At 61.8% G+C, this 13473-nt stretch carries 9 protein-coding genes; 4 read left to right on the top strand and 5 right to left on the bottom strand.

Going from position 1 to position 13473, the window contains the following annotated elements; genetic code table 11:
- Nucleotides 1-15: 15 nt before the first annotated feature.
- The 3 genes from ACIQJ2_RS23945 to ACIQJ2_RS23935 are packed head-to-tail and all read right to left on the bottom strand — an operon-like array spanning nucleotide 16 to nucleotide 5279.
- Complete coding sequence (locus ACIQJ2_RS23945) at nucleotides 16-2226, bottom strand: 3-hydroxyacyl-CoA dehydrogenase NAD-binding domain-containing protein (protein ID WP_400677488.1); 2211 nt, start codon at nucleotides 2224-2226, stop codon at nucleotides 16-18.
- 12 nt (nucleotides 2227-2238) lie between these two features.
- A complete protein-coding gene (locus tag ACIQJ2_RS23940) occupies nucleotides 2239-3447 on the bottom strand; it encodes an acetyl-CoA C-acetyltransferase (protein WP_400677486.1) in 1209 nt (402 codons plus the stop codon).
- 35 nt (nucleotides 3448-3482) lie between these two features.
- Nucleotides 3483-5279 (bottom strand): acyl-CoA dehydrogenase C-terminal domain-containing protein, encoded by a 1797-nt coding sequence (locus ACIQJ2_RS23935; protein ID WP_400677483.1) that lies wholly within the window; start codon nucleotides 5277-5279, stop codon nucleotides 3483-3485.
- A gap of 480 nt (nucleotides 5280-5759) precedes the next feature.
- Between ACIQJ2_RS23935 and ACIQJ2_RS23930 the strand changes: the two genes are divergently transcribed.
- The 3 genes from ACIQJ2_RS23930 (at nucleotide 5760) to ACIQJ2_RS23920 (ending at nucleotide 11495) form a co-directional block, all read left to right on the top strand.
- Entirely contained in the window at nucleotides 5760-9425 is a 3666-nt protein-coding gene (locus ACIQJ2_RS23930) for a peptidoglycan-binding protein (protein ID WP_400677480.1), read from the top strand.
- A gap of 280 nt (nucleotides 9426-9705) precedes the next feature.
- Nucleotides 9706-10629: a sulfite exporter TauE/SafE family protein gene (locus tag ACIQJ2_RS23925; protein WP_199150391.1), complete on the top strand. Its 924-nt coding sequence runs from the start codon at nucleotides 9706-9708 to the stop codon at nucleotides 10627-10629.
- Nucleotides 10626-11495: a TIGR02186 family protein gene (locus ACIQJ2_RS23920; RefSeq protein WP_400677478.1), complete on the top strand. Its 870-nt coding sequence runs from the start codon at nucleotides 10626-10628 to the stop codon at nucleotides 11493-11495. The genes ACIQJ2_RS23925 and ACIQJ2_RS23920 overlap by 4 nt, the downstream gene beginning before the upstream one ends.
- Here ACIQJ2_RS23920 and ACIQJ2_RS23915 read toward each other — a convergent pair whose 3' ends face one another.
- Nucleotides 11496-11999 carry a winged helix-turn-helix transcriptional regulator gene (locus ACIQJ2_RS23915; RefSeq protein WP_400677475.1) on the bottom strand — a complete coding sequence of 168 codons (504 nt, stop codon included), beginning with the start codon at nucleotides 11997-11999 and terminating at the stop codon, nucleotides 11496-11498. It abuts the gene before it with no gap.
- 113 nt (nucleotides 12000-12112) lie between these two features.
- Here ACIQJ2_RS23915 and ACIQJ2_RS23910 point away from each other — a divergent pair, with 113 nt between their 5' ends.
- On the top strand, nucleotides 12113-12673 hold the full coding sequence (locus ACIQJ2_RS23910; protein ID WP_400677473.1) for a dihydrofolate reductase family protein: 561 nt from the start codon (nucleotides 12113-12115) through the stop codon (nucleotides 12671-12673).
- Between the two features lie 53 nt (nucleotides 12674-12726).
- Here ACIQJ2_RS23910 and pdeM read toward each other — a convergent pair whose 3' ends face one another.
- Nucleotides 12727-13470: a ligase-associated DNA damage response endonuclease PdeM gene (gene pdeM, locus ACIQJ2_RS23905; RefSeq protein ID WP_400677471.1), complete on the bottom strand. Its 744-nt coding sequence runs from the start codon at nucleotides 13468-13470 to the stop codon at nucleotides 12727-12729.
- Nucleotides 13471-13473 lie beyond the last annotated feature (3 nt).

The raw sequence follows: 13473 nt of genomic DNA, 5'->3' as shown, positions 1-13473 counted from the left end.
AAGATGAGCCTCGCTTCAGGCTGCCTTCACGACGCGATAGGGATCGAAGCGCCCGTAGAAGGTTTCGCCCTTCACGGCCATGTCCTTCAGCAGCGCTGTCGGCTGGAAATGCGGGCCATAGGCGGCAGCGAGCTTTTCGCAAAGGTCTACGAAAACCTTCACACCCATGCCGTCGATGTAGGACAGCGCGCCGCCGGTATAGGGGGCGAAGCCGAAACCGAGGATCGAGCCGACATCCGCCTCACGCGGATCGGTGACGATACCTTCTTCGATGGTGCGGGATGCCTCGAGCGCGATCGTGACGAGGAAGCGCTGCTTCAGCACGTTGACGTCGACATCATCGGCCTTCTTCTGCGGGTAGAGTTCCCTAAGGCCCGGCCAGAGCGACTTCTTGGCCGGCTTCGGGGGATAATCGTAGAAGCCCTTGGAATTCTTCCGGCCCAGGCGCCCTTCGCGCTCCACCAGACCGGTGACCAGCTGCATGTGACGCGGATCAACAGCCTTCTCGCCAAGATCCGCGACCGTCGCCTTCAGGATCTTGTAGGAGAGATCAATGGCGACTTCATCGTTGAGCGCCAGCGGCCCCACGGGCATGCCGGCCATCTTGGCGGCATTCTCGATCATGGCTGCGGGCACGCCCTCGATCAGCATGTCGTAGGCTTCGTGGATGTAGCGGAAGACGCAACGATTGACGAAGAAGCCGCGGGTGTCGTTGACGACGATCGGCGTCTTCTTGATGGCGGCGACATAGTCCAGCGCGACGGCGATAGCACGGTCACCCGTTTCCTTGCCGAGGATGACTTCGGTCAGCATCATCTTCTCGACCGGCGAGAAGAAGTGGACGCCGATAAAATCGGTCGGGCGCTTGGAATTCTTCGCAAGACCGGTAATCGGCAACGTCGAGGTGTTGGAAGCGAAGATGGCAGTCGGCGGCAGCACGGCTTCGACGGCCTCGATGACGGCTTTCTTGACCTCGCGATCCTCGAATACCGCCTCGATGACGAGATCGGCATCCTTCAGATCGGAATAATCGGCCGAAGGCGTGATGCGCGAAAGCAAAGCGGCACCCTCGTCTTGCGTCATTCTCCCCTTACCAATAGAATCCTTGACCAGGCCTTCGCCGACACCCTTGCCCTTGGTGGCGGCTTCGATATCGCGATCGATCAGCGTGACCGGGATGCCGGCGGCTGCCGTGACATAAGCGATAGACGCGCCCATGAAACCGGCGCCGACGACACCAACCTTCTTCAGCTCGGTCTTCGGCTGGCCTGCGGGACGGCGAGCGCCCTTGCCAAGTTCCTGCATGGAGATGAACAGCGAGCGGATCATCGAATAGGCTTCGGTGGTCTGCAGCACATGGGTGAAATAGCGCTGCTCGATCTTCAACCCGGTGTCGAAGGGAACCTGCAGACCTTCATAGACGCATTTGAGGATGGCGAGTGCGGCGGGATAATTGCCCGATGTCTCGCGGCGCAGGATGGCGGGAGCGGCCGGCCAGAGCTGGGCTGCGGCAGGCGTCCAGATGCCGCCGCCCGGCGCCTTGAAACCCTTCTCATCCCAAGGTGCGACCGGTTTCAGACCGTCCTTGATCATCTGCTTGGCAGCCGGGACCAGCTGGTCCGGCTCGACCACCTGATGCACGAGGTTCATCGCCTTGGCGCGTGCTGCCGTCAGTGACTGGCCCGTCGTCATCATCTGCAGGGCTGATTGAGCGTCCGTCAGGCGCGAAACGCGCTGCGTGCCGCCGGCGCCCGGGAAGAGGCCGACCTTGACCTCCGGCAGCGCGATCTTGACGCTCTTGGCGCTCGACGCAACGCGGCCGTGGCAGGCGAGCGACAGCTCGAAAGCGCCACCCATGCAGGTGCCGTTGATCGCAGAGACCCACGGCTTGCCGCAGGTTTCGAGCTTGCGGAAGAGGCCCGTCATACGCCCGACGAGATTGAAGAGCTTCTGCGCGGCAGCAGCCGGGTCTTTCGCCTTCTCATCCTGATAGAGCGAGAACATCGACTTGATCATCGACAGATCGGCGCCGCCGGAGAAGGAGGACTTGCCCGAGGTGAAGACCACACCCTTGACGGCCGCATCGGCGACGGTCGCGTCGATGATCGCGTTCAACTCATCCATCACCTCGGCGGTGAAGACGTTCATGGACTTGCCGGGCATATCCCAGGTGACGAGTGCGATGCCGTCTGCGTCGGTCTCAACGGTGAAATTTGTGTAAGCCATTGCTTTCCCTCCTCAGACGCGTTCGATGATCGTGGCCGTGCCCATGCCGGCACCGATGCAGAGCGTCACCAGCGCGGTATTGAGGTCGCGGCGCTCCAGCTCGTCCAGCACAGTGCCGAGGATCATCGCGCCGGTTGCGCCGAGCGGATGGCCCATGGCGATAGCGCCACCGTTGACGTTGATCTTGTCATGCTCGATATCGAAGGCCTGCATGTAGCGCAGCACAACGGCGGCGAAGGCTTCGTTGAGCTCGAACAGATCGATGTCGGCAAGCGTCAAGCCACTGCGCTTCAACAGCTTCTCCGTCACGTCGACCGGACCGGTCAGCATCAGCGCCGGGTCGGAGCCGATATTGGCGAAGGCCTTGATACGGCCGCGCGGCTTCAAGCCCATGCTCTCGCCGCCTGTCTTGGAACCAAGCAGAACGGCGGCGGCACCATCGACGATGCCGGAGGAATTGCCGGCGTGATGGACGTAGTTGATGCGTTCGACTTCCGGATGCGCCTGGATGCCGACGGCTTCGAAGCCGCCCATTTCGCCCGGCAGCTGGAAGGACGGATTGAGCGAGGCAAGCGCCTGCATATCGGTGCCTGGACGCATGTGTTCGTCGCGATCGAGGATCGTCAGGCCGTTGATGTCCTTCACCGGAATGACGGAATTCTTGAAGTAGCCCTTTTCCCAGGCATTGGCAGCGCGCTTCTGGCTTTCGACGGCATAGGCATCGACGTCGTCGCGCGAGAAGCCGTATTTGGTGGCGATGAGATCGGCCGATACGCCCTGCGGCATGAAGTAGGCTGGGAAGTTCACCGAAGGGTCCATGAACCAGGCACCGCCGGACATGCCGAGACCGACGCGCGACATGCTTTCGACGCCGCCGGCAATGACGATATCATCAGCCCCCTGCGCGATCTTGGCCGCGCCAAAGTTCACGGCATCGAGACCGGAGGCGCAGAAGCGGGAAATCTGCATGCCAGGCGCCTTGGTGGAGTAGCCGGCCTCGAAGGCGGCCCCCCTTGGAATAACGGCGCCGGCTTCCATGACCGGATCGACGCAGCCCATGATGATGTCGTCAACGGTTTCGGTGTCGAGGCCGTTGCGATCGCGGATCGCCTCCAGCGTCTTGGCGGCGAGGCGCACGGACGGCACTTCGTGCAGCGATCCATCCTTCTTGCCCCGTCCGCGCGGCGTGCGCACGTGGTCGTAAATGAAAACCTCGGTCATGTCTCATCTCCCTGCAGCGGCAAGCGCCGCCTTGATCAAAAGGCTTCCGCCGCCAGTTCCATCATGGTGTCGGCGCCGGTTTCTATGCGGGCCTTGCGCAATGCCGTTTCCGGCATGATGCGCTCCATGTAGAACCGCGCCGTGACAAGCTTGTTCTTCAGATAATCCTCGCGCGCAGCGTCGCCGCGTGCAAGGCCATCCTGTGCCGCCTTCGCCATCTTCGCCCACATATAGCCGAGGACGACGAGGCCGAAGAGGTGCATGTAGTCGGTCGAGCCGGCGCCGGCATTATCGGGCTTGGCCATGGCGTTCTGCATGAACCACATGGTTGAGGCCTGCACGTCGTTCAAGCCCTTCTTCAGGTGTTTGGTGAAGAAACCCATCTGCTCGTCGTTGCGGTTCTCCTCGCAGAAATCGCCGATTTCCTTGAAGAGAGCCATGACGGCGCGGCCGCCGTTCAGCGCCAGCTTGCGGCCGACGAGATCGAGCGCCTGGATGCCGTTGGCGCCTTCATAGATCATGGCGATGCGGGCATCGCGGACATACTGGCTCATGCCATGCTCTTCGATATAGCCGTGGCCGCCGAAGACCTGCTGCGCCATGACGGCATGGTCGAAGCCCTTGTCGGTCATGACGCCCTTGAGGATCGGGGTCGCGAGACCAAGAATATCGTCGGCCGCCTGACGGTCCTTCTCGTCCGGAGAGCGATGGGCGATATCGGACTTCAACGCCGTCCACAGCAGGAAGGCGCGGCCGGCCTCGTTGAAGGCGCGGATCGTCATCAGCGTGCGGCGGATATCAGGATGGACGATGATCGGATCGGCCTTCTTGTCCGGCGCCTTTGGGCCGGAAAGCGACCGGCCCTGGATGCGCTCGCGGGCATAGTTGGCGGCATTCTGATAGGCGATCTCGGCGATGGAGAGGCCCTGCAGGCCAACGCCGAGGCGTGCCTCGTTCATCATGACGAACATGGCGTTGAGGCCCTTGTTCTCGGCGCCGATGAGGAAGCCGGTAGCCTCGTCATAATTCATCACGCAGGTCGCGTTACCGTGAATGCCCATCTTGTGCTCGATCGCGCCGCAGGAAACCGGGTTGCGCGCACCAAGCGAGCCATCCTCCTTGACGATGAATTTCGGCACGATAAACAGCGAGATGCCCTTGGTGCCTTCAGGCGCACCTTCGATGCGGGCAAGAACGAGATGGACGATATTGTCCGTCATGTCGTGCTCGCCGGCAGAGATGAAGATCTTCTGGCCTGATATCTTGTAGCTGCCGTCGGGCTGCGGGACCGCCTTGGTGCGCAAGAGGCCGAGATCGGTGCCGCAATGCGGCTCGGTGAGGTTCATGGTGCCCGACCAGGTGCCCTCGACCATCTTCGGCAGATAGGTCTGCTTCTGCGCGTCGGAGCCATGGACGAGGATGGCGGCGATCGCGCCCTGCGTCAGGCCCGGATACATCATCAGCGACATGTTGGCGGCGGAGGTATATTCGCCGACGGCACAGTGCAGCACGTAGGGAAGCCCCTGCCCGCCGAATTCCTCCGGCACGGCGAGACCGAGCCAGCCGCCTTCGCGGTAGGCGCGATAGGCTTCCTTGAAACCCTTCGGCGTCGTGACGCTGCCGTCGTCGTGACGCACGCAGCCTTCCTGATCGCCCGAGTAATTGAGAGGGAATAGCACTTCCTCAGACAGCTTTGCCGCCTCGCCGACGATCGCCTCGATCATGTCGGGCGTCGCATCGGCGTAACCTGGAAGATTGTTGTAGCGCTCCACCCCGAGCACATCGTTCAACACGAAGAGCGTATCGTTCACGGGGGCCTTGTAGACTGGCATCTTTCGAATTCCTCCAATTCGCCGCCGGACCTCGGATTCCGGTCGCTGAGCTATTCTTACAAAATATTGACGTTTGCGTAAACGTCAAATTTATGACGCATCGTTTTTTTGATGAGCCTGTGGGGTAGCTCATGGAGCGAACACGCCGAGATCACCCGTTTCCACGGTCATCGGCGGCGGCTCACCACAAGAATATCGGGGTTTCCCACAGCAGAACCAAAATAAAAGGTTAAGACTTCCGGCAAACTTAACGAGTTGTTTACCACGTTTCGTAAATTGTACGAGTTGTGCAGCAGTGCTTCGCGTTTCTTCAATCTGTCCGTTGTTGGCGCGGTGTTTTGCAGCTCAGGTTGAGGGAAACAAATACATTTATTCTCTTTCCGAAAGGCGGGATCCGGGCAGCGCGGCAAAGGTCGCAACGCCTTTCTTCCGTCAACACGGCGGCCCGGGGTGGTCCAAAGTTCGAGGCGAGCAAAAGATATGAGCGGATCGCGATCAAATCCTACCAGCACGGGCGACTGGACATCTCTGGATGCTCTCAGCCGAACGATCGAGGGGCTGGAGGCGCGCATCGAGGGATTGATGGGCACTGCCGCCTCACGCGATACGCGCCAGCACGTCGCAGCAGGCTATGGCGCCGTTCCCGAACGGGCAGCAGCGTCCGAGCGCGTACCGCCACGCGCGGAACGCGAATATCCGGCAAGCCGGCCCTACGAGCGCCCGCTGCGCGCTGAGCGCCAGGAAGCCGACACCCGTCCCGACCCGCTTGCCGAAATTCGCCAGCGCCAGCGCACGCTCGAGGCAAACCGCGAGCGGCTGCTTGCCCGCCGCGAAGAAATCCCCCAGGCAGAGCCGCAGCCGGCACGGCGTCCGCTCGATGCCTATAGCCCACGCCAGCCGCAGCGGCCGACCGCCGAAAGCTCCGTCGACATCGCCCAGGCGCTCGTCAATCTTCGCCAGGATCTCAAGCGCGATATCGCCGATAGCGTGACGCGCGAAGTCAGCGCGTTGCGTGCCGAAATCCGCGATATCCGCGAGAACACCCACGACAAGCATTTCGCAGCCGATGTCCGAGAGGATATGGCGCGGCTTGCCGACAGCATCAACCAGCTCACCGGACAGCCGGAAACGGCGGGCCTGAAAGCCGAGTTCGACGAACTGCGCTCGCTGATGGACGGCCTCGCCCGCGAGGAATCCCTCCATCATGTCGAGCGCCAGGTGAAAGCGATCGACACGACCGGTCTGCAGGACGAGCTCGTCTCGCTTGCCTACCGCCTCGACGACATCAAGCAACATCTCGGCGGCATGAATGACAGCCCCGCCGTGCATGCGCTGGAAAACAAGCTGCTGACGATCGCGACCGCGATGGAAAGCCTTGGCTCGATGATGCAGCCGCAGGACCAGGCGATGCAGCGACTCGAAGGGCGTCTTAGCGGTCTTGCCGACCAGATTGACGTCATGAGCCGCGATGCGGCACGGCGACAGCCTGCCGACGACCTCTCCGGCCGTCTCGAAGCACTCGCCATGCGCATCGACGAACTCGGCAGCGCCAAATCTGTCGCCCGCCTCGAAGAGCGTCTGGATCAACTCTCGCACCTGATGGAGCGCTCGCAGAAGGCGGCACCGCAACCCGAGCTCGTTACCTATCTCGCCGACATCTCCCACAAGATCGATGCGCTGGAACACGGCTCGGTCGGCAATGTCCTCGCGGACCGGCTCGACTATCTCGCCCGCCGTATCGACGAAATTGATTTCCATCCGCCGGTTCCGGCCGCAAACATCGACGACGGCTCGGTACGCCGGCTGGAAGGCCGCCTCTCCGACATCGCCGCCCGGCTTGAAGCAAGCACCGCCGCACCGCCGACGGACACCCTGGCCCTGCGCAATCTCGAGGAGCAGATCGCGCATCTGTCCACCCTCCTCACCAGCGAGTCCAGGGCAACGTCCACCGAGCATTTTCCCGTCGAGTTCGATCGACGGATGAGCGCCATCGAAGACTATATGGCGACCAACGACGAATACATCATCGAGGCGGCACGCCATGCGGCGGAAACCGTTGTCGAGGCCTATTCGCGCGAAGGCGGGATCGCCAGCGGCGCGCAGGCTGGCGACATGGCCGCGCTGACGGCGCTCGCCGAAGACCTGCGCCACCTCGAGGATCTCAGCCGCGCCAGCGATGAGCGCACGCATCGCACTTTCGAAGCGCTGCACGACACACTGCTGCAGATTGCCGACCGGCTCGACCATATGGAGCATCGCCGGCCCGCGCCCGCCATGCCGGCAGCAAACTTCGAAAGCGACGTCTTCGCCGAGGAGGATGCCCCGGCTATCAAGCCGCCGATGGCCGCACAGCAGAAAGCCGGCCCCATCATCCGCACGGTTGCGCCCGCAGAAATGGCAACTGCTTCGGAGACCGCCGTCGCGCAGGCAATTGACGCCAATACCAAGGCCGAGATCAAGGCTGCAGCCAAGAAGAGCGGTTCCAAGGCCGGCCTTCTCGCCAGCCTCGGCAAGCGCTTCTTCACGCCGGAAAAGGCTGAGCCGATCTTCCCTCCGGATCGTCCGGTCATCGAGCAGGCGCCTTCCATCGACCCGGCCGACATGATGCCGTCGGAAGAAGCAAACGAGCTGCTGGAGCCCGGCTCCGGCGCACCTGACATCAAGAAGATCCTGGAGCGGGTTCGCGCCAGCCAGAATTCCGCTCGTGGCGGCCGTCAGCCGACCGAAAACGAGCGAGCCGACTATATCGCGGCGGCCCGCCGCGCGGCACAAGCAGCAGCGATAGAAGTCGATCAGGTGCAGCGTACCGCACCTTCCGCCAAAAAAGACGCGAAGAAAGGCGGGGTGTTTTCACGCTTCCGCCGGCCGATCCTGCTCGCGTTGGGTGCCATCATGCTTGCGGTTATGGCCTTCCCGCTGGCAAACACGCTGACGCGCGGCCAGAAGGCACCCGCTTCCACGGAAATTTCGACCATGGTAGCGCCGGCTGACAGCGCGACGACCAAGAGCCTCGCCGCCAACGCGGCTCCGGTCGCCAACGATCAGCAGCCGGTCGCAAACCAGGCCCCCGCGCCGATGGCAACGACGACGGATACGGCAGGCCTTCAGCCCGCCGCGGCACCCGCCAATCCGGCACTCGCACCGACAAGCGACCATCCCGCTACGACACCTCCGGCCGAAGTCCCTCAAGCGGCCACCGATGGTTCCGGCGGAAACATCGCGCCCGCGCCACAAGCGAACGCTGGCGTCCCCACCGAAAACGCCGCCACGGCTCCGGCCGTCGCGGATATCCAGGTGCCGGATGGCATTCAGCCGCCATCGCTTGTCGCTGCCGCGAAATCGGGCGACCCCGTCGCACTCTTCGAGATCGGCGCCCGCTACACCGATGGCCGCAATGTCGCAACGGATCTGAAACAGGCAGCGAGCTGGTATCAGCTTTCGGCCGCGAAAGGCTATGCTCCCGCACAGTACCGACTCGCGAGCATGTACGAGAAGGGCAACGGCATCGACCGCGACCTCGTCAAAGCCAAGGAATACTACGAGCAGGCCGCCAATCAGGGCAATGCGAGCGCCATGCACAACCTCGCCGTCCTCTATGCCTCGGGAACGGCCGGCCAACAGGACTATGACTCGGCTTCAAGCTGGTTCACCCGCGCCGCCAATCTCGGCGTATCCGACAGCCAGTTCAATCTTGCGATCCTTTATGCTCGCGGCAACGGCGTGAAGCAGGACCTGCAGGAATCCTACAAGTGGTTCGCAATCGCGGCGAAGAGCGGCGACAAGGATGCCGCTCAGAAGCGCGACGAAGTCGCCAACGCCATGAAGCCGGCCGATCTCGAAAGCGCGCGCGCCAAGGTCGATCTCTGGAAGGCCCAGCAGGTCGATCCCAAGGCCAACGGCACGGACATTCCTGACGAGTGGGCCACGGGCAAGGGCGTGAACACAGCCTCCATCGACATGAAAAAGGCCATCCGCAATATCCAGGCGATCCTGAACAAGAATGGCTTCGACGCGGGCGCACCCGACGGCAACATGGGCGACAAGACCGTGGCGGCACTGAAGAGCTTCCAGAAGTCCGTCGGCCTGCCGTCCGATGGACGGGTGACCGACAAGGTCGTCAAGGAGCTGCTCGCCCGCAACAAGTAGGCGACCCGTACCTGCCGAACACCGTCAAACGAAATGCCGGCGCGACCACGCCGGCATTTTTCGTTTCCGGATGCGCCCCCAAACCCTTTCCGGTGTCGCGCCTCGCGCGTCACAGAAAAGCGAAAAAAGCCGCGCTAAAGTAGAGCCGGCAATTCGAATCTGCCGTGTCTGGCTTTCCTAAGGCTCTGGCAACGATTTCAGGTTAGAATTCGCCGTTTAAAGGGGAAAATGGCTCAGGCTCCGATTTCCGTGCCGGAGTGCCTGCAAATGGGAACAGCGCGTGACGATCTATCTGCCGATCGCAGAATTGTCGGTGAATATCTTCATTATTCTCGGCATGGGCGCAGCCGTAGGGTTTCTCTCCGGCATGTTCGGCGTCGGCGGCGGCTTTCTCATCACGCCGCTTCTTATCTTCTATAATATCCCCCCGGTCGTCGCCGTCGCCACCGGTTCCAACCAGGTTGTCGCCTCATCGGTATCCGGGGCACTCACGCATTTTCGCCGCGGCTCGCTCGATCTGAAACTGGGCACGATCCTGCTCGCCGGCGGTCTGGCGGGTGCGACCTTCGGCCTATGGCTGTTCGTGCTGTTGCGCCGGCTCGGGCAGATCGACCTGATCATCTCGCTGATCTACGTGCTCCTGCTCGGCACGGTGGGCACGCTCATGCTCTGGGAAAGCGTGCGCGCCATGCGCCGGGCGGCCGGCAAACTGCCGCCGGCAACGGCCAAGCTGCGTCATCACAACTGGGTGCAGCGCTTGCCGCTCAAGCTGCGTTTCAAGAAATCCAAGCTCTATCTCAGCGCCATCCCGGTCATCGGCCTCGGCTTCTTCGTCGGCATGCTGACGCCGATGGGTATCGGCGGCGGTTTTATCCTCGTGCCTGCCATGATCTATCTGCTGCGCGTCCCGACGAATGTCGTCGTCGGCACGTCGCTCTTCCAGGTTATTTTCGTCACTGCCTTCACGACCATCGTTCAGGCGGCGACCAACTACTCCGTCGATATCATTCTTGCCTTCCTGCTGATGGTGGCCGGTGTCGTCGGCGCGCAATACGGCGTCCGGGTCGGCCAGAAACTGCGCGGTGAGCAGCTACGCGCCCTGCTCGGCCTCCTCGTCCTTGCCGTCGGGCTTCGTCTGGCGATCGCTTTGGTGGTGACGCCGGCTGACGTCTATTCGGTCGTCATGGAAGGGGTCAGCCGATGAGAGGCCGCGGACTGCCCAAGCATTTCCACGCAATTCCGGGCGCAAAACCGCTGCGCACTTTTGCTGGAATTGCTTTGGTCGCCGCGACTTTGCTGCTTGCGCCGCTCGGAAGCCACGCGCAGGTTTTGCTCGACCAGCCGACCACCTCGACGACTGCCCGCGAAACGATGGAGATCGGTACCTCGACTAGCGAGATCGCCATCACCTCGGACTTTGCCGGTGCGGATCTTACGATTTTCGGCGCACTTTCCAACACCGATCAGCTGCTGCTGGCGATCGGGCAATATGACATCGTCGTCGTGCTGGAAGGGCCGCGCGAAAACGCGACGGTGCGCAGGAAGGAGCGCGTCTTCGGCATCTGGGTCAATACCCGCTCGATGACGTTCGAGCATGTGCCGCAAGCCTATTCGCTATCGAGCACGCGCGCAGTCGACAACATCACGGCGCCGCTGGAACTCAGCGACCGCGGTATCGGCGTCGACCATATCCCCCTCACCCCGGTCGGCTTCGTCGGCAATGTCGGCGACGTTCCGGAATTCCGGCAGGCCTTCCGCCGGCTGCAGTCGGCAGGCGGGCTTTATGAAAGCGATCCAGCCGGCGTGCGGTTCGTCAGCTCCTCGCTGTTCAAGGCAACACTCAGAATCCCCGCCGATGTGCCGAACGGCGTGCATACAGTCCGTGCCTATCTCTTCAAGAGCGGCAAGTTCATCGGCGAAAAGGCTTTGCCACTGCGTGTCATCAAGACCGGTATCGAGCAGATGATCACGGATGCCGCACATCAGCGACCGATCGCCTATGGCGTGTTTGCGGTGTTGCTGGCCCTGGCGACGGGATGGGGAGCCAGCTTCATGTTCCGGAAAAACTGATCAGCCGCCTTCCTTGCGATTGACGAGTTCGAGATAGGCTTCGGTCAATCGACCGAGTACCGAGGGCGTGCCTGGAGGCAACGCTTTGCCAAGATGCTTGGCCCGCAACTCGTCCATGAACTCTTCCCAAAGCTTTGCACCGCCGTTTTCCAACAGCTCGGCGCGGATCGACAGTTCTTCCGAGGCCGGCAGATGCTTGCGGCCCCAGGCGCCCATATGAGCAAAGAGCGGCACCAGGTCGATCGCCATCTCCGTCAGACTATAGATGGCTTTCTGCTTGTGGGTAGGATCATCCTCGCGGGTCAGCAGACCGCGCTCGACCAGTCGCTTCAGGCGGTCGGCGAGAATGTTGGATGCGATCCCTTCCTCGGAATTCTGCAGCAGTTCGCGAAAATGCCTGCGATTGCCGAACATGATGTCCCTGATGACGATCAGGCTCCAGCGATCCCCGAGAATTTCCAGCGTCAGATTGATCGGGCAGCCGGAGCGATGCGGTGCGTCCATAGTGACCTCCAAAAAAACTGCTTGCATTTTGCCATCAGTCTATCTAGCAATCAACTGATTGCATTTTAAAACTGGTTTTGATTGCGTTGCGGTCAGTTCAAACGGAGGAAATGATGCGGAAGCTTGTTGTCTGGAACCTCATGACGCTCGACGGCTATTTCGAGGGAAGCAACCCATGGGATCTCGATTTTCACATGCTTGCCTGGGGCGACGAGCTGGAGCGCTATGCGACGGAGCTTGGGAGCGAAGGCGATCTGCTGATCTTTGGCCGCAAGACCTATGAAGGAATGGCCGCCTATTGGCCGGACGCGACAGAAACGCCCGGCATCGCCGCCTATATGAACGGCATCGCCAAGATCGCCGCCTCGCGCAGCCTCGACAAGGCGGAGTGGAACAACACGCGCGTCGTCAGAGACATTGCCGCGGAGGTAAAGGCAATCAAGGAAGAAGCCGGCAAGACCATATTCGTCTTCGGCAGCGCCGATGTGACGGATGTGCTGCTCAAGGCGGGGCTGGTGGATGAGATCCGCATCTGCCTCGTTCCCGTCGTGCTGGGGTCAGGCAATCCGTATTTCAAACCGGCGGCGGAACAGCGACCGGTGACGCTCATTGATTCCCGCCCGTTGAAAACCGGAGCTGTAATCCTGCGCTACGAGCCGACGAAAACGGCTTAGACCGCTTCCGCATTCCAGACAGAAAACCGCTGCGCAGTTTTCCGGGAATTGCTCTAGGCCGACAGATTGCCGAAGCGCACGGAATAGATGCGGTCGCGGCCAAGCAGGTGGGCGATCAGGCTTTCCCGCGCGAAGAGGCCCGTCATGGCCTTGTGGCGAAGATCGAGACCACCGGTCATGACACCGAAGGCCGGCATCAACAGGCGGGCGCCATCCGTTGCAAAACATGGGCGGCGCACGGACTTTTCACGGCGTCGAACGGTAGCGGAGGGGTGCAGATGCCCGGCGATTTCGCCGGCCTGCAGGCCTGACTTCGGCTCATGGCGAAAGGTCAAGCCGCCATAATGCATCTCGTCGACCGAATGGCCGGGGAGATCAACCGTGCCATCCGGATCGTGATTGCCGTTGATCCAGATCCATTCGCGGCCGCGGGCCATATTGACGATGAGGCTGCGAAACTCTTCCGGCAGATGCTGCGAACCGACGCGATCGTGAAAATTGTCGCCAAGCGAGACGACTAGCTTCGGATCGTAGCGGGAGATAACGGCGGAAAGAACAGTCAGTGTCGCAAGCGTATCGTATGGTGGCAACATCATGCCACGACGGGCGAAGGCGGCGCCCTTTTCCAGATGCAGGTCGGAAACGACGAGAATGCCGGGATCGGGCAGATAGAGCGCACCCAGCGGATCGCAGATGGCGGCGACGCCGTGAACAACGGTCTCGACGCCCGCAGCCGGCGCGGATTCGCCGCTGTCTTGGCAGTTCAAGCTCCGTGCCAGCGCCAGCCGGTTGATCACGTC

Origin of the sequence: Rhizobium sp. NPDC092011, from assembly GCF_044756305.1 — a bacterium.
Lineage (GTDB): Bacteria > Pseudomonadota > Alphaproteobacteria > Rhizobiales > Rhizobiaceae > Rhizobium.
The sequence above is the reverse complement of the archived record's forward strand: the minus strand, read 5'-3'. Positions and strand labels throughout refer to the sequence as shown.